Below are 25,375 nucleotides of genomic sequence, written 5' to 3'. Positions count from 1 at the left end.
AGTAGCGTACGCTCCCTGACTATTCCGATGAACGCGACGCCCGGAGGCGCGGTCCGTGCTCGAAAGACACTCAGATCCGGTCCCACCACCCGGAGTTGACCTGCAGCGCCCCAGCGTCGCCCGGGTCTACGACTACCTCCTCGGCGGTACCGCCAACTGGGCGGTAGACCGCGAATTCGGCGACCGCATCATTGAAAAGGTTCCGCTGGTGAAGGACATGGCGCTCGCCAACCGGCTCTTCCTCACCAGGGTGGTCCGGTATCTCACCAAACGGGGCGTCAGGCAGTTCCTCGACATCGGTGCCGGGGTTCCCACCGCCGGCAACACCCACCAGGTAGCCGACGCCGTCAAACGAGAAGCCGGCCAGGTGCCGGACGTCCGCGTGGTGTACGTCGACAACGAACCGGTAGCCGTCGCACACGCGGCCATGCTGCTCGACAGCGACGGTGATCCCGCCCGGCACGCCGTCATCGAAGGCGATCTCCGTAACCCCGACGAGTTGTGGCAGAAGGCGCGGAAAACGCAACTGCTCAACCCCGACGAGCCGATCGCGCTGCTGCTCATCGCCGTACTTCACGTGCACCAACCCGACCCCGACGGCAACGACATCGGCGCCGAGTCAGTCGCCCGCTTCCGCGACCTCCTGCCACGAGGTTCCTACCTCGCGATCTCCCACATGACCGCTGACGGCGTTCCCGAGACCCTGGTGAAGAAGCTGCTCGAGATCAAACGCATGTATGACGAGTCGAGCAGCAGCGACGGCATCTGGCGCTCGCGTGCGGACATCGCCGCCTTCCTCGACGATTTCCGCCTCGTCGAACCGGGATGGACATGGACCCCCGACTGGCATCCCGAAGAGTCAGGACCCACCAAGCAAACGGTCACCTTCGGGACATCCAGCGAGTCCGTCGTCTGGGCCGGCGTAGGCGAGAAGATCACCTGAGCCTCACGGTAGGCCGCAGACCTCGGCAGGACAAAGAGCGTCTACAGCCGCTCTGCTTGCGCTATCAGATCTGGGTGCAGCAGGGACGACGCATCCAGAACTTCGAGACCGACGATCTTCCCGTCACGCCAATCCATGACGACCATCGCAGGTGTGTTTGCTGGCGTCTCAAGCGGGATGGAGTCCCGTCCCACCGGCAGATCGACATCGGTGAGGTAGAGGTAGGCCGCATCCGCTTCCGGATCGTATGTGACGCGCACCTGGAAATTATGGCTGTCACGCGCGGCCGTCGAGGCGCCCGGTCAGGTGCTCGGCACCGGGACGGGCCTGGCCAGCACCTGGTCCAGGACATCGGTGAGGAACCGTGCCGGGTCCGGGACCGGGGCACTGACCCGCAGCGCGACGATCGCGTCCGGGCGCACGAGCAGGGCCCCGTCGTCGGGCAACCATGGTGCGGAGACCCGGTGTGCCAGCAGGCCGACGTCCGCCGCGGCGGACAGCCACCGATCGCCCGCGACACCCGCGAGCAGGGTCCACCGGGACGCGACCAGGTCGAGCGTGGAGACCCCGTCGACCCACGCGTGGGGCACCCGTGAACCCGGTGACCCGTCCAGCACCACCGCCAGGTCCACTGTGGACGGTAGCGCCGGCCGGGGGTCGACGACAGCGGCCGACTCGTACCGCTGGCCGAGGTGCACGACCGGCGGCGCCCACACCCCCGCCGCCGCCCTGGCGGCGTCGGCCTCGGGGCCACGCCCCCAGTGCAGCCGCGGGTCGGCGAACCTGAGCATCGCCTGGTCCACCGTCGCCGCGGCGACCGGCTCGCGCTCCTGCGCGTAGGTGTCGAGCAGGCCGGCGCCTGCCTCGCCGTGGTGGACGGCGGCCAGTTTCCACGCCAGGTTGTGGGCGTCGGCGACGCCGGTGTTGAGGCCGAACGCTCCGATGGCGGCCACGGTGTGTGCGGCGTCGCCGACGAGGAACACGCGGCCGACGGCGAAGCGGTCGGCCAGGGAGCTGCGGGGCCGCCACGGGAGCACGCTGCGCACCTCGACATCGAGGTCGGGATCGCCGACCGCCGCGCGGACGACCGCGGCGCAGCGCTCGTGAGTGAAGTCCTCGGGGCGCTCTCCCCCGTCGACGTCGCGGGCGATGTGGAAGACCCAGTTCGTCTCGCCGTCCACGGTCACCAGCAGACCGGGCGCCTCCGGCGTGGTGATCGTGCAGGTGGCGAAGGACATCCCCCGCAGGTGGGGCCGGAGGTCGGCGCGGAACAGGATGTTGATCTTCGACTTGCCCAGGTCGCCCGCCCCGGAGGTACCCACGCCGAGCGCGGTCCGCACGGTGCTGTGCGCGCCGTCCGCGGCCACCACGCGCGCACAGCGCAGTGAGTAGCGGCCGTCAGGCCCCTCCAGTTCGACGTCGACCCCGTCGACGTCCTGCGCGATGCCGACCAGACGGGTCGACCAGCGCAGATCCGCTCCGCGGCGTTCCAGGTCGGCCGCCACCACGGCGTCGAGGCGATCCTGCGCACAGACACCGCGCAGCTTGAACGGCGTCGTGTCCAGTTCGGCGGCGGACGGGGGCGGCATGGGCACGGCCACGACGTCGCCGGCCCCCATCTCGACGACGGTCCGCGCCACCGCCTTGGCCGTGGCGCCCCGGAGGTCGACCGCGTCGGCGTCGACGGCGGTGTCGAGGCCGAGCTCGCGGAGGATCTCGACGGTGCGCGGCCCGATGCCGGTGGCGCGCGGGTGGACCGACGGCCCTGACCGGCGTTCGACGAGCGTCACGGGGACGCCGTGGTGGGCGAGCAGCGCCGCGGTGAGCAGCCCGACGCTACCGCCTCCGACCACGAGCACCGACACTTCTGGATACGCTGTTTCCGTCATGGCTACACCGTATCCAGAAGGTAGGATGCCGGTCAAACGAGGAAAGGAACCACTCGATGACCGAACCCGCTCCCTCGTCGGTGTGGACCAGGCCGCGCCCCGAACCGCGCAGGCGCGCGCCGGGGGTGGACCAGTACGTGGCGGCCGCGCTGGCCGTCGCCGACGCGGAGGGCCTGGAAGCCGTGTCGATGCGCCGGGTCGCGGGCGACCTCGGTTCCGGGACGGCCACCCTGTACCGCTACATCGCCAGCCGCGACGAACTGGTGGACCTGATGATCGACGCGGCGCAGGGCGAGGACCCGCTCCCCGAGCCAACGCAGGACTGGCGCGCCGGCCTCGCCGCGGTCGCGCACACGCTGCGCGCGACCCTACTGCGGCACCCGTGGCTGGCGGGCGAACTGGCGGGCAGGCCCTCGCTCGGCCCCAACTCGTTGCGGCGGTCGGAATCCGCGCTGCGCGCCGCCGTCGCGCTCACGCCCGACATCACCCTGGCCTCGCAGGCGCTCAGCGCCGTGCGCGCGTACGTGCTGGGCTCGGTGGCCACCCAGCAGGCCGTTCGGCGCGCCGAGCAGCGCACCGGCCTGACCGAGGAGCAGTGGCAGCGCAGCTTCGGCCCCTACATCAGCGAGGTCCTCGCGGCGGGCGAGCACCCGATGCTCGCCCGCCGCGTCCACGAAGCCGAGGAACCCGACCCCGACGTCGAGTTCGCGTTCGGTCTGGAGTGCGTGCTCGACGGTCTCGCGACCCGATTCGGTCGCTGACCGGTCAGTACGCGTACCGGTTCACGGTTTCCGGGTGGATGACCAGGCGGACCTGGTCCTCGGCCAGGATCCCGGCGAGGTCGGCGGCGCGGGTCGGGTCGTCGAGGTCCCAGTAACGGGCGGCCAGGCGGGAAGCCAGGTCGTGCGCTCCGTCGAGTTCGATCGTGACACCGCCCGCGATCGACACCCAGCGCTCGCGTTCATCCACCGGAGCCGCGACGACGATCGAGGCACGGGGATCGCGGCGAAGGCGCCGCACCTTGAGCGTGTCCGGGCCGGTGAACAGTTGGACCGTGCCGTCGGCGGTGGCCTCGAACCACACCGGTCGAGGCTGCGCCGGGATCGGGCCCGCGGCCACGGACAGGAACCCGTGCAGGGGGCGTTGGAGGAACTCGAGGTCCTCGGCGGTCAGCGAACCGGCGTCGGTGCTCATCACGGCCCTTCCGATGGATTTCCGATCACACTTAGTGAACACGACCGCCCCGGCGCGAGCCATGGGCGAGAAGCCCGATTACCTGTGTGATCGACGCCGGCCCGCTGTGGCGTTCAGTCGCGGCGGAACACCAGCAGTTCGGTTCTTCCTTCGCTCAATGGCACGAAATGACCGCCGACCAGGGAAAGGTTCCGCCGGGCGAGCAGGTCGACGATCCAGCTGCGGGAGATCATGCCGTAAAGGGTCGCGCCCGAGGACACCCAGGCCTTCGTGGTCGGCTCGTCGAGGCAGTTGTCGGTGACGATGTCGAAGGCGACGACGCCGCCCGGCCGCACAACCCGGACCATCTCCTCCAGGTAGCCGACGGTGACGACCAACGGGAGGTAGACGAACACCTTGTGGGCGTGCACGAGATCGACCGAAGCTGTCCTCGTCGCCCGCAGTGTGTGCCCGTCCGCGGGCTGGATGATCACGTTCGGCAATGCGCGCAGCCGGGGCAGCCAGTCCTGCGCGGTCTCGTACACCTCGTACACATCCGGTCGCAGCGCGCCGATCACCCGTGCCGTGTACCGGCCTGTCCCGGCACCGATCTCGCACACCCGGGCCACGTGATCGCCGAGGTCGGCCAGTCGCAGCAACACCTCCACCGTCTCCGCGGTCGCACCCGGCGCGGCACTGTACCGGTCGATGTAGTCCTCTATCGACAGTCCGGCACGCCGGGCGGCCGTCTCGGTTCTGTGTGCGGAAAGGAACGGTTGAATCGCGCGGTCGGTACTGTACCCGCGCACCACCTGTACTCCCATCGGCCGCAGCGCCCGGTTGATCCCATCGCGTATCGCAGTTTGTAACGACATCTCACTCTCCCTTACCAGGCCGGGCCGAACCAGACGGTTACCCCGATACTCAGCCACCGAACACATTCGATCTGGGATTCCAATACTGTGGCCGGTCGAACACAACAACCTTCCCCCCTTGCATGACAGGGAATTACCTTCTGCAAGCTGTTCGATCGCGGTTGGCCTGTGACAGCCGACTCCGCCGGGCAACCGCGGAACTACTGTGAGAGGTCCTGCCCAGCCGCACGAACGTCAACGCGCCGCACAAGCAAGCATCGGATCGTTCCTGCTTTCCGCGCAACGGATCTTCGGTGGTTCGGTCCGACGGGTGCCGCCGTCCAGACGGCTGACGCAACCGCACCTTGCGTTGGTCGGATCCGATGGTTGAAGATTCTCACGCTGGATGCCCGATCGGACGACTGTTCACCGCCGATTCCCAGCGCTGAGTTCCGCCGTATTCACACCGTTGACGCCGAACTGATTTTCATTCATGCGTAACCCGCTCGCGTGAAAAGGAGTTGTGATGTTTGGCCGAAAAATGGCCCTGATTTTCGCGACGTCGCTCGTCGTCACCGTCGGAGTGCTTCCAGATCCCGCCGCCGCCACGCCGCAACGCCCCGTGGTCGCGGCGCCGAACGCGGGTGGAGCTGGCGACCTGTACACCGCCATGGAGCGGGACCTGGGGATCAGCGCGGCCGCGGCCCGCCAGCGGATGGCCGCACAGGAGTCGGCGGCCTCCACCGACGGGCAGCTGCGCGCGGTTCTGGGTGCCGCCTACGGAGGTGCGTGGCTGGCCGACGATGGCCGGCGACTGGTCGTGGCGGTCACCGATGCCGGTGCGGCGGCTGTGGTGCGGGCGGCAGGCGCCGAGCCCCGGCTCGTCACCCACGGGCGGGACCAGTTGGCCGCGGTCGCCGGGACCCTGGACCGGGCGGCGAGCCGCGTTCCCGCGTCTGTCGCCGGCTGGTACGTCGACCTGGCCGGCGACACCGTCGTCGTGGAGGCGACCGCCGGCAACGTGGGCTCGGCCACGGCGTTCGTCGAGCGAGCCGGCGCCGCCGAGGCGATGCGCCAAGGTGCCGTTCGGGTCGTGCCGGGCGGCGAGAAGCCGAGGCCGCTGTACGGTGTCCGGGGCGGTGACCGGTACTACATCGGCAACCTGAACCAGTTCTGCTCCATCGGGTTCGCCGTGGTCGGCGGGTTTGTCACGGCCGGGCACTGCGGCGGGCCCGGCGCGGCCACCTACGGCTACAACCAGATCGGCCAGCAGGGCACGGTGCAGGCGCGGGTCTTCCCCGGCTCGGACTACGGCTGGGTGGCGGTCAACGGCGGGTGGGCAACGGCCTCCTGGGTCAACTCCCACGGTTATGTCGCCGGCAACGTCAGCGTCGCCGGCGCTCAGGAAGCTCTCGTCGGGGCGGCCGTGTGCCGGTCCGGCTCGAGGACCGGCTGGCACTGCGGCATCATCGAGGCCAAGAACGCCACCGTGGCCTACCCCCAAGGCGTGGTGAACGGCCTGACGCGCACGAACGTCTGCGCCGAACCCGGCGACTCGGGCGGCTCATGGCTCGCCGGGCAGCAGGCCCAGGGCGTCACGTCCGGCGGCTCGGGCAACTGCACCACAGGCGGCACCACCTACTTCCAGCCGATCGCACCGATCCTGGCCGCCTACGGACTGACCCTGATCACGCACCCGGCACCACCACCGGTCATCGAGCTCGTCCGCTGCGAGGGCAGCCTGATGTGCCAGGTCGACGCGAACTACCAGGGCTCCACCAACATCCAGTGGATCCTCGACGGCACCCCCGTCGGCGACGGAACGGCATGGATGTACGTCCCCTGCGGCCAGGGCTACCACGACCTGACCGTGACGGTCAGCAACGCCATGGGATCCACGAGCCAAACCCTGCGCCTCTGGTGCAGCGGCGGCGTCGACACATGACAAGTTGAGGCGCGCGCCGGCCTTCGGGGTGGCGGTGGTCGACCTGGTGATTCACCTTGCCACCAGAACGACCACCGCCGCACCCCCTGCGCGAACACACCCAATCGTGGAAACAGTCTGCGACACTCCCCTTCGAGGATGTTTCGGGAATCATGAAGTGCCTGCACAGCGGCACCTTTGCTGTGGAAGGATGGCCCCGAGGTCCTGATCGCTTGGGGGCGTTGGATGGCGGCGCTGCAGCTTCAGGTACTCGGCGAGGTCACCGCCTTCCACGACGGTGAGGAGATCGATCTCGGGCATCCGCGTCAGCGTGTGGTGCTGGCGGCGTTGGTGGTGGACCTCGGTCGGGTTGTTTCGGTGGACACATTGGTCGACCGTGTCTGGGCGGACAACCCGCCCCGACACGCCCGAAACGCCCTGTCGGGCTATGTGTCCCGGCTCCGGCAGGTGTTCGCGGGGGTTGGTGAGGTCGAGATCGGCCGCGCGAAGGGTGGCTATCGGCTCGTAGTCGATCCGCAGTCCGTTGACCTGCACCGTTTCCGCGGCCTGATCGCTGCGGGACGCGCCGAGACCGACGACACGGCGGCCCTCGACACGTTCGACCGTGCGCTCGCGTTGTGGCAGGGGACAGCCTTCGCGACCTCGGACAACCTCTGGTTGAGCAGTGTGCGCACAGAGCTCGACGCTGAACGCCTCGCGGCCACGCTGGAGCGCAATGACCTCGCGCTCCGAACCGGACGGCACGAGGACGTGTTGGGTGAACTGGTTGCGTTGACTCGAGCACATCCGATGAACGAGCGTGTCGCGGGTCAGTACATGCGGGCGCTGTGCGGCTCCGGTCGGCAGGCCGACGCGCTACGGCACTACGAGTTGATCCGCTCGGCACTCCGCGAGGAGCTCGGCACCGACCCCAGCCCGCCGCTGCGCGAACTGCACAGCCGCATCCTGAGCTCCGATCCCGGTCTCGGGGCGTCGGGTCAGCCGCCCTCCGTTCCCGCGACGCGAGGGAGTTTCAGTCTGCGCGCGGACATCGCGACCTTCACCGGACGGCACGACGAACTGCGCGACTTCGTCGACGCCGTGGTCACCGAGCTCGACCGGTCGGTCCACGCGATCGCGATCCACGCCGTGGACGGTATGCCCGGTGTTGGTAAGACCGCTTTCAGCGTGCATGTCGCTCACCACATCGCGGACCGCTTCCCCGACGGCGTCCTGCTCGTCGAGTTGCACGGTCACACACCCGGCCGTGATTCCACGCGACCGGCCGAGGCGTTGCACTCGCTGTTGTTGGAGGTCGGTCTTGGCCCCACAGCGATCCCGCGAAGTCTCGACGACCGCGCACGCGCGTGGCGTCGCCACACGGCCGGCAAGAAGATCCTTCTCGTCCTCGACGACGCTCTCGACCACCACCAGGTTCGTCCCCTGATCCCGGGGACGTCCGGAAGTCTCGTGCTGATCACCAGTCGGCATCGCATGCCGGCGCTCGACGGGGTCCAGCCGTTCACCCTGGACGTCCTGTCCCGTGCGCAGGCCGTCCAGATGCTGCTCCGCATCGGTGGGCAGGAACCACATCGACACGACGAGAAGGCGGTGGCCGACATCGTCGACCGGTGCGGCCGCCTACCCCTCGCGATCGCGGTGGCCGCCGCCCGGCTGCGCAGCCACCCGCGCTGGACCGCCCGCTACCTTGCCGATCTCCTCGCCGACGCACACGAACGGCTCGACCACCTCCATGCCGATGACCGCTCGGTCACCGTCGCGATGGAAACGTCGTTCCGTCACCTGCCCCCAGATCGACAACACCTGTTCCGGCTCCTCGGTCTCCACCCCGGTCCGGAGATCGACGCCTACGCGACCGCGGCCATCGCCGGCCACACCCTCATCGACGCTCACCGGCATCTCGATGCCCTGCACGCCGATCACCTCGTCCAGGAAACCAGCCCCGGCCGCTACCAACTCCACGACCTCATCCGCGCCTACGCCACGACCCTGAGCACCGGCCTCGAGCCCACCGAACGCGACGACGCGCTGCACCGCGTGCTGGACTACTACCTGCACACGGCAGCCATCGCCAGCTCCCACCTTCCCCAGCACAACACGCTCCCCGACGGGCCCACCCTCACCACCCCAGCTCACGCACCCCGGCTCGACAACCCCTCCGCCGCGCACGCCTGGCTCACGACCGAACTACCCACCCTCACCGCCTGCATCACCCACTCCCCATCCCATGGCCGCCGGCAACAGGTCCTCCGACTCGCCACCACGCTCCAACCCTTCCTCCGCCTCAACGGCTACCACGACCAAGCACTCAGCATCCACCGTGCCGCCCTCACCACAGCCACCCATGTCAAGGACCGGCGGGGCGAGGCCAACGCTCTCACCAACCTCGGACTGACGCAGCGGCTCGTGGGCGAGTACGCGTCGGCGACCGAGAACCTGACCCGGGCCCATGACCTGTACACCGAACTGGGCGATCGCCTGGGGCAGGCCAATGCCCTCCTCGGCCTCGGACAACTGCACCAGTTTCTGGATGACTACGTCGCGGCACAACAGACCTTGGTCCGCGCCCACACCCTGTACACCGAGCTGGGTGATCTGCGGGGGCAGGCCAACGCGCTCAACGACCTCGGACGCACGCAGGATCTTCGAGGCGAGTACGAGCTGGCGGCCGACACGCTGACTCGTGCGCACAGCCTGTTCATCGAGCTGGATGACCTGCTGGGACAGGCGAACACTCTGGAGGACCTCGGTTACGTGCAGGAGTTGCGGGGGGACTACTCGGCGGCGAACCACACGCTGACCCGCGCCAACGACCTGTTCACCGAGCTGGGTGACCGGCGGGGCAGGGCCAACGCCCTCCTCGGCCTCGGACGCGTGCGGTACCGGCAAGGCGACTACCCGAGCGCCGAGGACATGTTGACCCGCGCCAACGACCTCTACACGGAACTGGGTGCGCGACTGGGGCAGGCCAACGCGCTCAACGACCTCGGACGCGTGCAGTACCTCCAGGGCGCGTACGCGAAGGCCACGGACACCCTGACCCACGCCCAGAACCTGGTCACCGAGTTGGACAGCCGACTGGGGCAAGCGAACGTACTCACCAATCTCGGGCGCATGCAGTACCTGCAGAGCGCGTACACGGCGGCGACCGACACCCTGACCCGCGCCCACACCATGTACACCGAGTTGGGTGAGCCGGACGGGCAGGCTGAGGCACTCAACTACCTCGGCGACCTCGCTCTGGAACACCCCGCCGCCGGCGATCCCTTCGAAAGGTTCAGCCGTGCACTCGCCATCGCGCGTGACATCGGAACCACCGCCCATGAAGCACACGCCCTCACAGGACAGGCCCGATGCCTCGTCCGAAGCGGCAAGAACGCCGAAGCCATCGCCCTGTTCCAACAAGCAGACGACCTCTACCGCGCCCTCGGTTCCCTCATGCCTGACCAGGCAGGCACCACGCCGGCTGGGCCGGTGGACATACCGTGATCCACCGGCCCAGCGGGGTCGTCACCGGTCAGCGGATGTACACGTGCATGTCCGTGTAGTCGAACGTGACGGCGAACGGCTTGAAGAACTCGTGGGTGAAGTTCGCGATGGGCGTGAACCCGAACTGCGCGGCCTGGCCGGGCCCGGGGATGCCCATGCCGCCTCTCTCGCTGGCGAACCCGCGCACGTCGTGCCCGACCGCCCGGCCGAGGCTGATCCGGTCCGCCGTGATCGGGTAGACCGTGGTCCCGCCCATCTGGCGTGGGTGGTCGTAGTCCACGGTGATGCCCACTCGCTCGGCCATCTCCACCGTGGTGTCGAGGCCGTGGGCGAGCCCGCCGGTGTCGAGGGTGACGACTCGTGGACCGTAGCCGTTCATGCTGCCCAGCGAGCAGGGATAGTGGTCGCCGGCCAGCCACAGGGGTAGCCGGTCGCCGGAGGTCCGGAACCCGGACGTCTTGCGTCGCAGCGCCAGTGACTGGCCCGCGTAGTCCATTGTGGTCAGTAGGTGGTAGAAGGTCGTGGTACCGAGCACGCCTGCCGGTTGCGAGCCGTCCGGGAGGGCCGGGCGTCGCATGTCGATCCACTGCATCGGGATGTTGCGCAGCTCGATGTCGCCGATGCGTATCGAATCCAGGATGCCCAGGTGGATCGTGACGGGCCCGCCCATGGCCACGCCCGTCACGGTCGCGACCGAGCGGAGCCCCGCCTCCTCCGCGTCAGCCTGGTTCAGGTCGAGCGTCGAGTAGGTGTCGAGCAGGAAACCCTTGGGCGGCCCGCCGTTCAGTGACGCCTGGACGGCGGGGACCGGATCCGTCATCAGGAACGGGACGCGTGTGCTTCGTGCGCCGTGCACCTGCCACGCCGGGCCTTCGAGACGGGAGTACAGCTCGGCGTACGCCTGGTCACGCTGGTTGCCGGCACGGAGCAGGGGGACCGCGCGGGCGTGCTGGTCCTGGCGGACGAAGCACTCCGCGAGCCGCTGCCTCGAGACGAGGTCTCCCAGGCTGATCGCCCGTGACAGGTGCTTCTCCGCGTCGGCGAACCTGTTGCCCAGCAACGCGATGTAGCCCCGCTGTGCGGCAGCGTGCGCGTTGGCCGGGTTCTCACGCAGGATCCGGGCGTAGCCACGGTCGGCGGCGCTGAACCAGCCGTCGGAGAACAGCTGGTCGGGTTCGGTGGCGGCGCTCGCCGTGCCAGTGCTCAACAGCGGCGCGGCGGCGGCGAGGCCGGCGCCCATGAGGAACGTGCGGCGACTGAGATCGTTCATGGCGATCATGGTGGGAGTGGAACGGTGAAAGGAACCTGGCCGGAAACTGAGAAGATCGTGAGAGCGGGCCGCTGTTCCGGTTCGCCGGATTACGTTGTGGCCGTGCGACTTCTCGTGGTGGATGACGACTGGGACGTGCGGGAGAGCCTGCGCGACAGCCTCGAGTTCGAGGGGTATGCGGTGGACACCGCAGCCGACGGCGAGCGGGCGCTGCACCGGCTCCTGGCCGAGCCCCGCCCCGATCTCGCCATTGTGGACCTGATGATGCCGGGCATGGACGGTATGGAGGTGTGCCGACGCCTGCGCGCGAGCGGCGCACGGCTGCCCGTGCTGATGCTGACCGCGCGGGACGGTCTCGGTGACCGGGTCACCGGCCTCGACGCCGGCGCCGACGACTACCTGGTCAAGCCGTTCGCCCTGGAGGAACTGCTCGCCCGGCTGCGCGCGCTGCTCAGGAACAACCGCCGATCCCACCACGAGACACTGCGGTACGCGGACCTGGCGCTGGATCCCGTCACCCGCGAGGTCACCAGGAACGGCCGGCCGATCGCGTTGACGCCGACCGAGTTCGACCTGCTGCGCCAGTTCCTGGCCGCCCCACGACGTGTGCTGCCCCGCGCGCACCTCCAGCGGCGGGTCTGGGGCCACACGCCGGGTACGAACACCCTCGACGTCTACGTGGGCTACCTGCGCCGCAAGACCGAGGCGGAGGGCGGTGGCCGGCTGCTGCACACGGTGCGTGGTGTCGGTTTCGTCCTTCGCACGGCCGAATGATGTTGCGCGGTCGGGTCGCGGCGATCACGGCCTGTGTGGTCGCGGCCGCCGTCGTCGGCATCGGAGCCATCACCTGGTTCGCGACCCGGCACCACCTCCTCGCCCAGCTCGACCAGACCCTGCTCGACAGGAAGCTCCCGACACTCACCACCATCCACACGGGAGCGACAGAGCCCACACTGGCCCAGAAGGCGTTGCTGTGTGATCCGCCGGAGCACCAGTTGCAGGGCTTCCTGGAGGGCATCCAGCTCCTGCGGGCCGACGGCACGGCCTGTGTTCCCGACGGTGTGGACGGAGTGGTCACCACGCCGGCGGACCGCGCCGTGACGGCGGTGACGCTGCGGGACGGGATCACCGAGTCGGGAGTGCCGGCGCGGGTGATGTTGCGCCCGGTCGGCGGTGGTGACGTCGTGGCCATCAGCCGCAGCCTCGTCCCCGTCGACGAGACGCTGTCCGGCCTGCGCACGCTGTTGATCCTGGTGTGCGTGTCCGGTGTGGTCATCGCAGGCGCGATCGGCCTGCTGCTCGCCCGACGCACGCTCGCGCCCATGGCACGGCTCACCGCCACCGCCGAACACATCGCCAACACCGAGGACCTGGAGACACCGGTGTCGGTCACCGGCCGCGACGAGGTCGGCCGGCTGGGACGGGCGTTCAACGCCATGACGACCGCGTTGCGGGAGTCCCGACAACGGCGGCGCGAACTGGTCACCGACGCCGCCCACGAGCTGCGCACCCCGCTCACCAGCCTGCGCACCAACGTCGACCTGCTGGCCCGTAGCGAACGCACCGGCCGCGCCATCCCAGCCGGTCAGCGCGCCAGGATCGTCGACCGGCTGCAGGCACAGACCGCCGAGTTCAGCGACCTCGTCGACGAACTCGTCGAACTAGCCAGGGACGCGCGCGAACTGGCCCACGAGGAAGTGCCGGTGGCAACCGTGGTCGAACGCGCCCTGACCCGCGCACGGAGCCGCACGGCGAACCACGACTTCACCGTCGAGCTGACACCGTGGTCCACCGTCGGCGACGCCGCTGCCCTGGAACGGGCAGTGCTGAACGTGCTCGACAACGCGATCAAGTTCTCGCCCCCCGGGTCGACGGTCTCCGTGCACGGTGAGCCCGGCCGGCTCGTGGTCACCGACCAGGGGCCGGGTATCCCAGCGGAGAACCGCGAGCAGGCGTTCGCCCGGTTCTGGCGCACCCCTTCCGCCCGTGCCCTACCGGGCTCCGGCCTGGGGCTGGCCATCGTGGCCAACACCGTCCACGCCCACCGCGGCACCGTTCGCTTCGTCGACCCGCCGCCGGGATGGGGTGCGTGTGTCCACATCGAACTCCCACCGCGCCAGGACGCGCCGCACTGATCGGCCTGTCAGGGTTTCATTGCCGCACGGCGCCTTTGAGCAGGTTGCCTTCGGTGGACAGGTAGTGGTCGTCGTAGTTGAACCGGCGCGCCTGCCCGAACATCAGCCAGTAGTACTTCAGTTGCTCCGACCACCAGTAGCCGGGGCAGGAGTCCCCGCGCACCACCGGATTCGTGGTCACGTCGTTGAGGATCGTGTAGCCGTACTGGACCTTGGACGTCGCCTTCATCAGCTCGTAGTGGCGTTGCGCTCGGTGCCGGTAGAGGTCGTCGCCGGTGGCCAGCCACAGGTTCAGCGCGGCGTCGGCGAACTCGGGGCGGAGCAGGTTTCCCTTCCTGACGACCGACATGTTGGAGTAGTCAATCGCCTCGGGCAGCACGCCGTAGCGGTCCTGGACGGCGTTCCACGAGTCGTGGTACCTGCGGCCGTTCTGGATGTCGCCACCCTCGGCGAGCAGCCCGGCGAAGTAGGCCGCCAGCTCACTCTGCTCCCGGCTGAGCTTGAGGCCGGTGAGCGCGTCGACCTGAGCGAACCACAGCCGGCCGTCGACCACTTCGGACTGGCGGGCCAGGATCGCGGAGACCAGCGTCTCGTACCAGACCTTCAGGTCCCCGTCGCCGAACAGTGACCAGCCGTCCCACAGGTACTCGTAGTACGAGTCGGCGGGCGGGCCGACGGTCGCCGTGGTGTTGAGCCACGTCCCCGTCGGCGCCAGCCATGAGTAGGGCACCAGGCCGAGTGGGGAGCGCCGGTCGAAGGTCACCTGGAGGGCGCGCTTTGCCGCGTCGTAGTATCTGCGGTCACCGGTCAACTCCGAGAGCGTGCCGAACTCGGTGATGTAGGTCCCCAACTCGGCGAGGTTGGTGTCCGGACGGCTCACCGCTCCGGTGCGCAGGTTCACATACCGGTAGGGGACCCCGGATGGCGACGAGGTGAACGCCGGCATCAGCCGGTCGGTCAGGTCGACGGCGAGCTCCAGCAGGCGCGGCTCGCCGGTGCAGTGATAGCCCGACAGCAGGCCGCCGACCAGGCGGATGTTGGTCTCGAACACCTGGAACGGTGCGTCGATGTCGAAGCTCAGGTTGTTCTTCACCCAATCGACGCCCTGCTCGACCTCGGCGTCGAGCTCCATCAACCACAGGGTGTCCAGCGCCTCGACGATCGTGAGCCCGACCGAACGGCCCTGCGCGAAGAAATCCTCGCCGCCGCCGGAAACCGGCTTGATCTGGTCACGCCCGAACGCTCTGTCCACATAAGATTGCCAGGCCCATTGGGTCTCGCGCCGGACGTCGTCTGCGATCGCCTGCCATCCGTCGGGTTGTGCGCTGGCGCGTGGTGCGCCGGCCACTCCCATCCCGGCGGCTACGGCGGCGAGACTCAGGAACCTTCTCCTTGGCAGAGCAAAGGGCATGCGGCGAACTCCTCCTGACTACCTTGCGTGATCGCGACGCGTGAAGTGATCACCGGATGCTCTTGTGTTGTGACGGTAGTTGTCAACTATGGAGGCCCTGTCCGCGTGCCTCTAACGGTCGAGTGCGGTGGCGATGATGTCCGAGCTGGGGGCGTGCAGAGCCTGCGCCGCTGTCTGTCCCGTCGCCGCCAGATAGGCGTCGACCAGCCGGTTACCGGCGGCGTAGCCCGCTCCGGTCGGCAGGCCCACCGGGGTGGCTCCGAAGCGTTTCGCGTGGGTGTCGCCGTGTACCCAGGCGGTGAAGTTCTGCATACCGGTCACGTCGAGGCCGGTCACCACCTTGGCGAAGACCGCGTCGTCGTGCAGTGGGGGCACGCCGATGCGGGTGTAGCCGAGCTCGTCGCCGTAGAGCTGGCGGGCGAACGCGTCGGCCAGGCCCTCCGAGACCACGTGCTCACCGACCGTGACGGTCATCGGGTCCCACACGACCCCACCGGGGCCGTAGCGCAGGTTGTGGTTGAGCTCGTGCACGGCGGTGGCCTCCAGCCGTGCCACGTTCTCGGGGAACGGCCACAGCGTGATCAGGATGTAGCCCGATATCCCCCCGTTTCCCGTGAGGCCGAGGCTGGGACCCATGAAGTGGGCGTCGCCGGGGTCACCCAGCACGACCAGCACCGTGATGTCCGGGACCGTCAGCTCCGGTGTGGCCGCCAGCTGCGCGGCCAGCGCCTGGTCGAGCGCGTCCCGCATCCGCTCCCAGGCACGGGCCGACGCCAACGTCTCGAGCGCGTCCAGGCACCGTTCCCCGTCGCGGTCGACGGGGAAGCCGGACGCCATCCCGTGCATGGCCACCAGGTCGACGTCACCGGGGAAGTAACGGAACATGCCGCTGACCGGCTCGATCATCGAGCGCAGCAGGTCGACGCGATCCTCGGCCGGAGCCCGCAGGATCTGCTTCATCGTGGAGTAGGTGTCGAGAACGGTGATCGTCACGTTCGCCGACGCTAAAGCTTGACGTTACGTCAAGGTCAATGCTCGATGTGGCGGCTCCGGCACGAAGCCGGAGCCGCCAGGGTGGTTGGGTCAGCTACTGGTGACGAGCGTCAGGCCATAGGCCGCGAGGATCGGGTTGATCTCCTGGTAGAACGTGGTGCCGCCGACGCTGCAGTTGCCCGATCCGCCGGAGGTCACGCCCTGGGCCTGGTTCGCGCTCAGCCACGAGCCGCCTGAGTCACCCGGCTCGGCACACACATTCGTGCGGGTGAGGTTGAAGACGGTGCCCTGCGGGTAGTTGACGGTCCAGCCGCGGTCGAGCAGGGTGCCGCACCACATGCCTGTGGTGGAGCCGGAACGGCAGATGCCGGAGCCGGCCGGGACCTGGGCCGAGCCGTACACGTAGTACCAGAAGCCGTTGTAGCCCTCGACGTACCCCCACAGGGTCACGCTCGGGTCGGTGCTGACGAACGAGTAGTCGTTGCCGGGGAAGGAAGACGCGGCGAACGAACCGATGACGACTCCGGTGTGGTCGCTGACCGTGCTGCCCGCGACGCCGCAGTGGCCGGCGCTGACGAACCCGCCGTGGACGGCGAAGCCTTCCGAGCAGCGGGCGGCGAAGTCGATGTAGTACGGCCAGCCGCCGACGACGTCGGCGACGGTCTGCGGCGAGCTGTCCTCCTCGACCACGCGGACCGACGAGTGCATGGCGGTCACCGAGGAGAGGAACGACTTGGCGGGGGCGTCGATCTTGTGCCGGTTGACCGCCACGACCACGCTGTTGGTCTTGTCGTCGACGTGCCAGCCGTTGATCGCGGCCGGTGCCGCCTTGCCGGCGAACCGGTCGATGCCGGTCTTCACGGCGTCGAGTTCGGCGCGGCTGTTGGCGACGACGCGGACCGTCACGCCCGTGCCGAGCCGTGCGGCCCTGGCACGGTCGGTGGTCTGTACGACGAGGGTGCCGGACTTCGGGTCGAACCAGCTGCCGGCGTAGCTGTCGCCCAGCCGCGTCCGCGCGCTCTGCTCGGCCGCGCGTGCGGCCTCCTCCTGGGCCAATCTGGTCCTGACCTCAGCCGAGGACAGCCCGAGGTCGCGTTGCATGGCCTCGGACATGGCCTGCGTGATTCTCGGCGCCGTCAGCGGGGAGACCGGTGCGAGCTTGGCGGACGCCGATGCGGAGGTGAGGCTGGCCGCGCCGAGTCCGGTGGCCAGCAGGACAGCCGCGCACAAACGCGCCACTACGGTGCGTTTCATGATGAGTTATTCCTTTGATCGTGTGCAGGGGAAATTACGGAACCGACGACGGACTACGTGGCGATGAAAAGCAGGGTGTCGGTCGCCGTCCTCGATGTTGAGAATCTTTCACGTTGCAGTCGAAAGGTTAGGGAGCAACGCGATGCGCGGCGTACCGCCATCCGTGTGACGAAGTGTCACACCGAAGTAGCGCCGACATTTTGATCAGGCGGTATTTTCCGACGCATGGTTACGTGCACCCTCGCCGGTATGTAATTCCATATTCCGCAAATTCTGGATCAACCCGCCGCGGGAATTGCCGACGGCGCTCAGAGATAGCCGAACAGCGGAGGAAAGAGCAGGGCCACGATCCACGCCCAGATGGCGTAGATCGGGAGATAGGTGGTCTGCCAGCGCTCGAGCGTCGCGAAGGACGTGTGCCGGCGGACGAGCCTGAGCAGCAGCCACGTCGACCAGGCGAGGTTGGCCAGCAGGATGACGTTCTCGCCGAGCGCGGCCGCCTTGTTCGGCGTGGTGCCGAACTCCGTGATGCGACCGGTGATCTCCAGCAGTACCAACACGTCGATGGCGAGTGCGCCGAGCACGAGGGCGAGTTGCAGCTTGTCGAACAGCCCGGGCGGGGCCAGCGGGTCGCGCGCCGAGATCGAGTAGAGCAGCAGGCTCAGCACCACGACGAGCAGGAGGTCGAACAGGATCAGCGAGTCCCGCTCGATGTCGATGCCGTCACTGGTGACGGCGAACGCGACGAGGAAGGCCATCATCGCCCCAGCGAAGAGCGGGGTGAACAGTCGCGTGAGGACCGGCGCGAGGTTCTCGACGACACTTTGCTTCGCCTCGACGAGCCACGCGGCCACCACCGCCGCGGCCGCCGCGCCGCACGGCACGAGCCACTCCCCCACGAAGGTCTCGGGGGAGATCCCGATGGCGTTGAACGTGCCGATCATGAAGGCAATCAGCACACCGCCGCCGAGCGCGATGAGCACGTAGTAGATGAACCATTCGCCGGTGAAGCGAACGAAGTCCATGCGCCTGCGCGGCGACCGAAGATCGTCGGCGATGTAGGCCAGCCCGACCGCGAACCACAGGGCGATCGGGAGATGGATCGTGGTCAGCACCACCGACTGGGAGTCGTCGCGGAGCGGGTAGGCGTTGGCCGCGACGGCGCCGAGCGCGAACAACGTCGCCAGAACACCGATCACCGCCGTCGTCGCCCGGCGGCGCCATGCCAGGAAACCCGCGAGCCAGGCCAGCGCGAACAGGCCGAAGTTCGGTGCGTAGAAGGCGATGTCGCGATCGATGTGCTTGCCGAACAGCTCCGGCACCTTGATCGACGCGGCCGCGCCCACCGCGCAGATCCCCATCGCGAGCAGATCCCGCCGCGACCGGACGCCCGCCGCCGGAGCGTCGGTCCCGCCGGTCAGCACCAACTGCTTCCACAGCCGTTCGGAGTGCTCCCTGGCGAACTCGCGGGACAGGTCGTCCAGGCTGCCCATTCGCTTGACCGCCACCAGGAACGCCTCGTCGTCGTGCAGCCCGGCGGCGACGAGCTCGTCGACCGAACCCCGGAGGTGATCTTCGAGCTCGTCGGCGTCGGCCGGCCCAAGTTCACGGCGACGCTCCACATAGTGGCGCCACTGGGCGAACTGCGCCTCGAGGTCGCGGCTGGGCCCGGTCATGCGGTGCCCCCCAACGGAAACAGGGTCAGCGACTGGGAACCCCCATTGCCGCGCCAGATCTCCGTGAGCGCGCCCACCACCGTGTCCCATTGCCGGCGCTGTTCGGTCAGCTCGGCCAGCCCGGTGTCGGTGATGCGGTAGTACTTGCGTCGGCGCTCCCCGGCGACCGACTGCCACCGTGACTCGACATGCCCGAGCCGTTCGAGCCGGTGCAGTAACGGGTAGAGCAGCCCTTCCGTCCAATCCAGCTCACCGCCGGAAAGGTCGTTGATCCGCTTCAGGATGGCGTACCCGTAGCTGTCCGCCTCGGCGAGGATCCCCAACACCATCGGCGTCGCCGAGGCGGCGACGAGATCCTTGGTGACCTTCACCCGACCTCCAACCCTAGAAGCATGATGCATCGTAGTACTAGGTATGCGGAGTTCGCAAGTTTCCCCTACTCCCAGTGCACAGTGGTTTCCATGCCGATTTCACCGGAATCACGCTATGTGCTCGCCTTCTCGCACGAGGGACCGGCCTGTAACAGGGCACATGTCGCCGCGACGGTCTACTTGACACACACTCTTGGTCCTCAAAGGAGGAACTGACTATGCGTAAGATCCTCATGACCGGCGTCGCCACACTGGCTTCACTGCTCCTGTTCGCTGGCACGGCGTCAGCGCACGAGTGCTTCATCGACAACCGCTCCGACCAGGGCGACGCCAAGGCGGGCACGAATTCGACGGTGTGGACGATCCTCACCGCGCAGGACATCGCCGGGTTCGCCCCACCCGGAACCGACCAGGCCTGCTTCGCCGCCTTCTGGCTCGCGAACGGCGGACCGGAGTCGGTCACGGTTCGCTCCGACAAGACCATCGGCGCCGGTAGCGCGAACCCGAACCTGGCCGACGGGCAAGGTCTGGAACACGCGGAAGACGTGTTCGGCGCGCTGTTCGGCGCGGCAGTCGAAGCCTGCTCGTGAAAGTAAGGTCCTCATCTAGGCGGCCACCGTGGAGGTAACGTCTGAGTAGTGACCAGACACGTGGACGCCGTGCTGTTCGACTTCTCGGGGACCCTGTTCGACGACGCCGCCGTGCTGACCGTTGCCGGGGTGCGGGCCGCGGCCGGTGCGCGGGGTGTGGCACTGGACGACGGGCAGGCGGCTCGGCTCATCGAGATGTCACTCGCCACGGCGGACTCCCCCGACGGGCGGGCGCGGCGCGAAGGGTGTGACCGATCGGCGGATCGGCACCGTGCCGTGTGGACGGAGCTGCTGACCACGGCGGCCACCGGGTTCCTGCCCGGGCAGGAACCCGAGACGCTGGCCGACGCGGTGTACGCATGCTTGACCGACCCGCTGAGCTGGCGGCCCTATCCGGACACCCTTTCGGTACTCACACAACTGCACGACGCCGGCGTGCGGCTCGGGGTGGTGAGCAACATCGGTTGGGACATCCGGCCCACGTTCGCCGCGCTCGGAGTCGTCGACCTCATCCCGAGCTTCACGCTGTCGTGTGAGCACGGCGTCGTCAAACCGGAGCCGGCCATGTTCGAGGCGGGGTGTGCGGGGTTGGGCGTGCCGGCCGCGCGGACGCTGTTCGTCGGGGACGACCCGGTTCGGGACGGTGCGGCCACGGCCGTCGGCATGCCGGTGTACCTGCTGCCGCACGACCGCGCGGCGGACCGGCCACGCGGGCTGGCTGGCGTGCTCGCTCTCGCCGGCTGCTGATCCCTACGGCACGACCAGCGTCTTGCCGAGCACGCGGCGGGTCACCTGCTCGCGCAGCACTCCAGGAAGCTCGGCGAGCGGCACCTCGCCCGTGATCATCCGTTCCACCGGCAGTGCGGAGTCGGCCAGTGCGCCGACCGCGGCGGCGAAATCGGACCGCACCGTGCCGTAGCTGCCGCCGACCAGGACCGGTTTGCCCCGCCACCGCACGGGTACCACGGTCTCGGTGCGCCGCACGGTGTCCAGGTCGCAGTCGAGGCCGTCGAGCTTGTCGCCCGGTGCGGTGCCGCCGTAGAGCAGCACGAACCCGCCGGGCGTCACCACGCGCAGGGCCTCGGTGAACACGTCCGGCCGCACGAAGCTGGTGGTGATCACCGCCGCGTCGACGCCGTTCGACGGCAGCTCCTCGAAGGGCCCGACAGGCGCGTCCAGCAGCCGACGCTCGTGCAGGAACGCGACGCGGTCACCGCCTCGGTTGCCGAGGATCACCGACGCGCCAAGAGTTTGCGCCAGTCCCGCGGTCAGCACCCCGGCGGTGCCGGCGCCGAGCACGGCGAGTCTCACACCCGGCAACGGCCGGCCGAGATGCGTGGTGAGCGCGGAAAGACAGTGCCGCACACAGGCCACCGGCTCGGCGAACACCAGGCGACGCGCGGACAGCCCGGCGGGCAGCGTCGGCAGGGCCGCCAGCAACTTCTCGGCCGGACCGGCCACCCACATCGCGGTGGCGAACCCGGAGCCACGGCGCACCGCCGCCACGTTGGGGTCCAGGCCGACCCGGCGTCCCGGCGGCAGCCCCGGCACACCGGACTCCGCCACCACACCCACGATCTCGTGGCCGAACTGGCTCGCGCCGTGCCGTGCTCCGGCCACCTCCTTGAGGTCCGACCGGCACAGTCCGGCCAGCTCGATCCGTACCAGCACGGCGGGTCCGTCCGGCGGGCGCTCGGGCGGCGTGTGCGACAACACGGGGCCGTCCGGCCCCAGCTCGACCCTCATCGCAGCTCGTCCAGCGCGGCCCCGAACCGGTCGGCGACCAGGTGCGCGTCGGCCGGGCTGAGCACCAGCGGCGGGCGCAGCTCGATCACGTTGCCCAAGCCGTGCTCGGAAACCCGGGTGAGCACGCCCTGGCGGTGCAGCTCGCGCTGCAGTGCGTGTGTCGCGGCGGTGGCCTTGCCGCCGTCCGGTGTGACCAGCTCCACCCCCATCATCAACCCGAGGCCTCGAATGTCGCCGAGCACCGGGTGATCCGACTGCAGCGCACGCAGCCGGTCGAGCAGCACCGCGCCGCTGGCCCGCACGTTCTCCAGGAATCCGGGCCGCTGCACGATTTCCAGTGTCTTCACCGCGGCCGCCGCGGACAGCGTGTGCCCGCCGTAGGTGAACCCGTGCAGCGAGCGGTCCCAGCCGGCCATGCGCTCTTCGGTGAGGATCGCGGCGAGCGGCAGCCCGCTACCGGTCAGTCCTTTCGAGACGGTCATGATGTGTGGTGAGACGCCGAAGTGGTCGGCGGCGAACATCTGTCCCGTGCGGCCGAACGCGGTCTGGATCTCGTCGAAGATCAGCAGGATCTCGCGTTCCTCGCAGAACGCCTTCAGGTCCGCGAGGTAGCCGGGTGGCGGGATCACGTTGCCGCCGACGCCGCTCACCGGCTCGATGATCAGGCACGCCACGCTGCCGGAGCTGGCGTAGTCGATGAAGTCGTCGATCCGTCGCACACACCAGAAACCGCACGTGTCCGGGTGTTGCCGGTAGAAACACCGGTAGCAGTACGGCTCCGGCACGTGCACCGACCCCGGGAACCGGTACGGGAACGGCGCCCGCATGCGACTGCTGCCACTGAGACTGGCCGCGGCCAGCGTCTGGCCGATCTGGCCGCGGAACGGCACGATCACGTCCCGCTTCCCCGTATGGTGCTGGGCGATCTTGATCGCACCCTCGTTCGCCGTCGAACCGCCGGAGCTGCGCAGGTTCACCCTGGTCAGGTTGTCCGGGCTGATCCTGACCAGCTCCCGCATCACCTCGTTGGTCGGCTCGGTCTGGAACGAGGAGCTGGCGAACACCAGCCGTTCGGTCTGTTCGCGGACCGCGGCCATCACCTCGGGGTGGTTGTGCCCCAGCAGCAGGTTGAACGTGCCGGACACGCAGTCCAGGTACTCGCGGCCGGCACTGTCCCACGCACGCACACCCGACCCACCGACCAGCAGCGCGTCCCCGAGCTGGTACTGCGCGACGTCCTGTGGGTCGGGCGCCTCAACCATGACGGTCCTCGTGGTCCCGCGCGAGCCCATCGAGCTGCGCCCGCACCCACTCCTCCAGTGTCCACGGGGCGGCCACCTCGCGCCTGCGCTTGGCCGACTCCGCACGTTCTGCGGCAGGCGCGGTGAGGCCCGCGACGATCGCCTCGGCCTGCTCGACGAGGTCGAACGGGTTCACCGTCCGGCACACCGGGGCGAGCACCTCGGCCGCGCCACACATCTCGGACAGGATCACGTCGGCGTCCCGCTCGTTGACCAGCGGCGCCTCGAACGTACTCAGGTTCTGACCGTCCACCGTGGAGTTGAAGACAAGTAGGTCTGCACGCTGGAAGCAGGCGATGCTGTGGTCCACCTCGTTGTCGCAGTGGCTACGCACCCGCTCACCACCCAGCTCGCCGTTGGCCCACACGACCGCTTCCTCCACCCGCCGCACGTAGTCGGCGTTGGCTTCCACGTAGAGCCGGTTGGGATTCATCCGCACCAATAGCTTCGCGGCACTCATTCGCTCGTCGGAGCGCACCGCGAGGACGAACGCTTGCACGGCACGCTCGGCGTTCTTCATCGGGTCCGTTCGTCCACTGTGGACGACAAGTGGGTCGTCGCCGGCCCACTCCCCCACGCCGTCGGGCAGCCGGGGTTCGCGCCCGCGCAGCGCGAGTGGGCTGTAGCCGAGCGGCATGGCCCGCACCCGGCACCGGTTGCCCCGCCAGCGCACCACGCCGGAGTCGCGGTCGACCTCCGCGTCCGGCACCAGGTCCGCGACGCAGTCGAGGAAGTTTCGCACCCAGCGCTGCGCGAAGAACCCGATCGTCGTGGCCGGCAGCATGCTCATCAGCAGGTTGGTGCGCATGGGTTTCGGCAGGATCCGCCAGTAGTCCGCGCTCGGCCACGGGATGTGCACGAACAACAGCACCGGCGCGTCGGGCCTGCGCTCACGCAGCAACGCGGGCACACCGACGAGCTGGTAGTCGTGCACGAGGTAGGTCGGGTCGGCCACCTCCGCGGAGGCGTCGAGCATGGCACCGGCGAAGTCCTGCGTGAACGTGGCGAAGTGGTCCATCGCCTCGCGCGTCCGCCGGTCGAAGGTGGGGGTGGTCCACTTGTCCCAGCCGTAGTTGTTGGCCGCCCACAACAGTTCCGCGGTGAGGAAGTTCTGCACCACGGCGAAGGTCTCCCGGTCGTGCCGCAGCAGCCGGATGCGGATGTCCCGACCCGACGGTAGCCGCATCTCCAGGCCGTCCGGGTGTTCGGCCGCGGCCCGCCGGTCGTCGTCGGTGTCCGCACTCGCGATCCAGGACACGCCGAGCACGCCGGCCTGGTCGGCCACCACGTTGCCGGTGCCGCCGGGCGCGAGCCACGGCTTCAGCTGCCCGGTGTCGGGGTCGGGTGCGAAGCTCACCGCGGCCCGCTTGCTGGCCAGGAACAGGTGGCGGTCGGTCACGGTGCGGTTCCTCCAGTGATCAGGCGGGTGCTCGCGGACAGGACGTCAACCGGGTCGAGACCGTCCAGTTCGGACAGTCGGGAGGCTCGTTCGCTGTGCAGGCAGGCGTTGCGTGGCCGGCAGGCGTACTCGCTGGAGTTCCTCGGCACCGGCCGGACCAGCGCGGGGTCGGCACCGCACACGGCGGCCAGGTGGCGTGCCCAGTCCAGCCTGCTGAGCCGGCGCGGGCCGCCGAGGTGGAGTACGCCGGTGTGGTCGGTGTCCAGCAGCGCGTCGGTCCACGCGGCCACGTCGTCGACGAGCACCGGGCTGTTCCAGTGGTCGTCCGGCACCGGGACCGGCCGGCCCGCCCGCAGACCCTGGACGCAGGTGGTGAAGAAGTTCGGGCGCAGACCGGCGGGATCCCAGCCGTAGACCAGGCTCACCCGCAGCGCCAGCGCGGCCCCGGTGCCCAGCAGTTCCTTCTCGGCGGCGAGCTTGGCGCGCCCGTAGGCGTTGGCCGGCGCCGGGGGTTCCGACTCGGCACAGCTGTCCTTGTGGCCGGGGAACACGTTGTCGGTGGAGATCAGCAGCAGCCGCCTGCCGCCGAGCGCGGCGGCCAGGTGCGCGGCCCCGCCCGCGTGTGCGGCGTCGGCCTCCTCGGGGTGGCGCTCACACCAGGTGATGTCGGACGGGCCGTGCACCACGACCGCCGCGTCCGGGCGGACCTCGTCGACCAGTTCACGCACCCGCAGCGGATCGGCGACGTCGACCGGGGACCAGGGCAGGTCAGCGGTCTCGGGTGTGTCCGGCTTGCGGCGCGAGCTCAGCGTCGGGCGTCGGCCCGCCGCCCGCAACCGGTGGGCGACGTGCGAGGCGAGGTAACCGGCACCGACCACCAGCACCCGCATGCGTTCACTCCCCCGTGAAGCCGGTGACGTTCTGTGGCTGATCAGG

At 69.1% G+C, this 25,375-nt stretch carries 22 protein-coding genes; 8 read left to right on the top strand and 14 right to left on the bottom strand.

The window, feature by feature from the left end; all coding sequences use genetic code 11:
- The first annotated feature begins 55 nt into the window (after positions 1 to 55).
- Positions 56 to 943, top strand: a complete 888-nt coding sequence (locus VF106_RS20870) for an SAM-dependent methyltransferase (protein WP_330841443.1) — start codon at positions 56 to 58, stop codon at positions 941 to 943.
- 41 nt (positions 944 to 984) lie between these two features.
- On the opposite strand, the gene VF106_RS20865 is transcribed toward VF106_RS20870, so the two are convergent.
- Positions 985 to 1,203: a DUF2283 domain-containing protein gene (locus VF106_RS20865; protein WP_330841442.1), complete on the bottom strand. Its 219-nt coding sequence runs from the start codon at positions 1,201 to 1,203 to the stop codon at positions 985 to 987.
- Between the two features lie 42 nt (positions 1,204 to 1,245).
- On the bottom strand, positions 1,246 to 2,832 hold the full coding sequence (locus tag VF106_RS20860) for an FAD-dependent monooxygenase (protein WP_330841441.1): 1,587 nt from the start codon (positions 2,830 to 2,832) through the stop codon (positions 1,246 to 1,248).
- 56 nt (positions 2,833 to 2,888) lie between these two features.
- On the opposite strand from VF106_RS20860, the gene VF106_RS20855 reads away from it, so the two are divergent.
- Complete coding sequence (locus VF106_RS20855; protein ID WP_330841440.1) at positions 2,889 to 3,593, top strand: TetR/AcrR family transcriptional regulator C-terminal domain-containing protein; 705 nt, start codon at positions 2,889 to 2,891, stop codon at positions 3,591 to 3,593.
- Between the two features lie 4 nt (positions 3,594 to 3,597).
- Here VF106_RS20855 and VF106_RS20850 read toward each other — a convergent pair whose 3' ends face one another.
- Positions 3,598 to 4,026, bottom strand: a complete 429-nt coding sequence (locus VF106_RS20850; RefSeq protein ID WP_330841439.1) for a pyridoxamine 5'-phosphate oxidase family protein — start codon at positions 4,024 to 4,026, stop codon at positions 3,598 to 3,600.
- Between the two features lie 113 nt (positions 4,027 to 4,139).
- Positions 4,140 to 4,880, bottom strand: coding sequence for a methyltransferase domain-containing protein (locus VF106_RS20845; protein ID WP_330841438.1), 741 nt, complete (start codon positions 4,878 to 4,880; stop codon positions 4,140 to 4,142).
- A 505-nt stretch (positions 4,881 to 5,385) separates the two neighbouring features.
- Between VF106_RS20845 and VF106_RS20840 the strand changes: the two genes are divergently transcribed.
- Entirely contained in the window at positions 5,386 to 6,804 is a 1,419-nt protein-coding gene (locus tag VF106_RS20840) for a S1 family peptidase (protein WP_330841437.1), read from the top strand.
- Between the two features lie 225 nt (positions 6,805 to 7,029).
- Positions 7,030 to 10,293, top strand: a complete 3,264-nt coding sequence (locus VF106_RS20835; RefSeq protein ID WP_330841436.1) for an AfsR/SARP family transcriptional regulator — start codon at positions 7,030 to 7,032, stop codon at positions 10,291 to 10,293.
- A gap of 28 nt (positions 10,294 to 10,321) precedes the next feature.
- On the opposite strand, the gene VF106_RS20830 is transcribed toward VF106_RS20835, so the two are convergent.
- Positions 10,322 to 11,563: an aspartyl protease family protein gene (locus tag VF106_RS20830; protein ID WP_330841435.1), complete on the bottom strand. Its 1,242-nt coding sequence runs from the start codon at positions 11,561 to 11,563 to the stop codon at positions 10,322 to 10,324.
- Positions 11,564 to 11,665: 102 nt separating this feature from the next.
- Between VF106_RS20830 and VF106_RS20825 the strand changes: the two genes are divergently transcribed.
- Together VF106_RS20825 and VF106_RS20820 are read left to right on the top strand one after the other, a co-directional pair.
- Positions 11,666 to 12,337, top strand: a complete 672-nt coding sequence (locus tag VF106_RS20825; protein ID WP_330841434.1) for a response regulator transcription factor — start codon at positions 11,666 to 11,668, stop codon at positions 12,335 to 12,337.
- Positions 12,334 to 13,698: a HAMP domain-containing sensor histidine kinase gene (locus tag VF106_RS20820; protein ID WP_330841433.1), complete on the top strand. Its 1,365-nt coding sequence runs from the start codon at positions 12,334 to 12,336 to the stop codon at positions 13,696 to 13,698. Before VF106_RS20825 ends, VF106_RS20820 begins: the two co-directional genes overlap by 4 nt.
- A 16-nt stretch (positions 13,699 to 13,714) precedes the next feature.
- Here the strand turns inward: VF106_RS20820 and VF106_RS20815 are convergent, their stop codons facing one another.
- From VF106_RS20815 to VF106_RS20795, 5 genes are all read right to left on the bottom strand, one after another.
- Positions 13,715 to 15,109 (bottom strand): glycoside hydrolase family 47 protein, encoded by a 1,395-nt coding sequence (locus VF106_RS20815; protein WP_330841432.1) that lies wholly within the window; start codon positions 15,107 to 15,109, stop codon positions 13,715 to 13,717.
- Positions 15,110 to 15,220: 111 nt separating this feature from the next.
- Positions 15,221 to 16,102, bottom strand: a complete 882-nt coding sequence (locus VF106_RS20810) for a DUF2268 domain-containing putative Zn-dependent protease (RefSeq protein WP_330841431.1) — start codon at positions 16,100 to 16,102, stop codon at positions 15,221 to 15,223.
- Between the two features lie 90 nt (positions 16,103 to 16,192).
- The gene (locus tag VF106_RS20805) at positions 16,193 to 17,356 is read right to left on the bottom strand and encodes a S1 family peptidase (RefSeq protein ID WP_330841430.1); all 1,164 of its coding nucleotides are present in this window, start codon (positions 17,354 to 17,356) and stop codon (positions 16,193 to 16,195) included.
- A gap of 308 nt (positions 17,357 to 17,664) precedes the next feature.
- Positions 17,665 to 19,032: a permease prefix domain 1-containing protein gene (locus VF106_RS20800; RefSeq protein ID WP_330841429.1), complete on the bottom strand. Its 1,368-nt coding sequence runs from the start codon at positions 19,030 to 19,032 to the stop codon at positions 17,665 to 17,667.
- Positions 19,029 to 19,403, bottom strand: coding sequence for a PadR family transcriptional regulator (locus VF106_RS20795; RefSeq protein ID WP_330841428.1), 375 nt, complete (start codon positions 19,401 to 19,403; stop codon positions 19,029 to 19,031). Before VF106_RS20795 ends, VF106_RS20800 begins: the two co-directional genes overlap by 4 nt.
- Before the next feature lie 218 nt (positions 19,404 to 19,621).
- Here VF106_RS20795 and VF106_RS20790 point away from each other — a divergent pair, with 218 nt between their 5' ends.
- Positions 19,622 to 19,993: a hypothetical protein gene (locus tag VF106_RS20790; protein ID WP_330841427.1), complete on the top strand. Its 372-nt coding sequence runs from the start codon at positions 19,622 to 19,624 to the stop codon at positions 19,991 to 19,993.
- Positions 19,994 to 20,041: 48 nt separating this feature from the next.
- On the top strand, positions 20,042 to 20,740 hold the full coding sequence (locus VF106_RS20785) for an HAD family hydrolase (protein ID WP_330841426.1): 699 nt from the start codon (positions 20,042 to 20,044) through the stop codon (positions 20,738 to 20,740).
- Positions 20,741 to 20,743: 3 nt separating this feature from the next.
- Here the strand turns inward: VF106_RS20785 and VF106_RS20780 are convergent, their stop codons facing one another.
- From VF106_RS20780 to VF106_RS20765, 4 genes are read right to left on the bottom strand one after another with little or no spacing between them, the layout of a single operon-like run.
- Entirely contained in the window at positions 20,744 to 21,739 is a 996-nt protein-coding gene (locus tag VF106_RS20780; protein ID WP_330841425.1) for an alcohol dehydrogenase catalytic domain-containing protein, read from the bottom strand.
- Positions 21,736 to 23,001: an aspartate aminotransferase family protein gene (locus VF106_RS20775; RefSeq protein ID WP_330841424.1), complete on the bottom strand. Its 1,266-nt coding sequence runs from the start codon at positions 22,999 to 23,001 to the stop codon at positions 21,736 to 21,738. Before VF106_RS20775 ends, VF106_RS20780 begins: the two co-directional genes overlap by 4 nt.
- Positions 22,994 to 24,439: a trehalose-6-phosphate synthase gene (locus tag VF106_RS20770; protein WP_330841423.1), complete on the bottom strand. Its 1,446-nt coding sequence runs from the start codon at positions 24,437 to 24,439 to the stop codon at positions 22,994 to 22,996. Before VF106_RS20770 ends, VF106_RS20775 begins: the two co-directional genes overlap by 8 nt.
- Positions 24,436 to 25,329, bottom strand: a complete 894-nt coding sequence (locus VF106_RS20765; protein WP_330841422.1) for an SDR family oxidoreductase — start codon at positions 25,327 to 25,329, stop codon at positions 24,436 to 24,438. Before VF106_RS20765 ends, VF106_RS20770 begins: the two co-directional genes overlap by 4 nt.
- Positions 25,330 to 25,375 lie beyond the last annotated feature (46 nt).

Source organism: Actinophytocola sp. (assembly GCF_036378875.1).
Taxonomy (GTDB): domain Bacteria; phylum Actinomycetota; class Actinomycetes; order Mycobacteriales; family Pseudonocardiaceae; genus Actinophytocola.
This window is presented reverse-complemented; position numbering and strand designations above follow the sequence as displayed.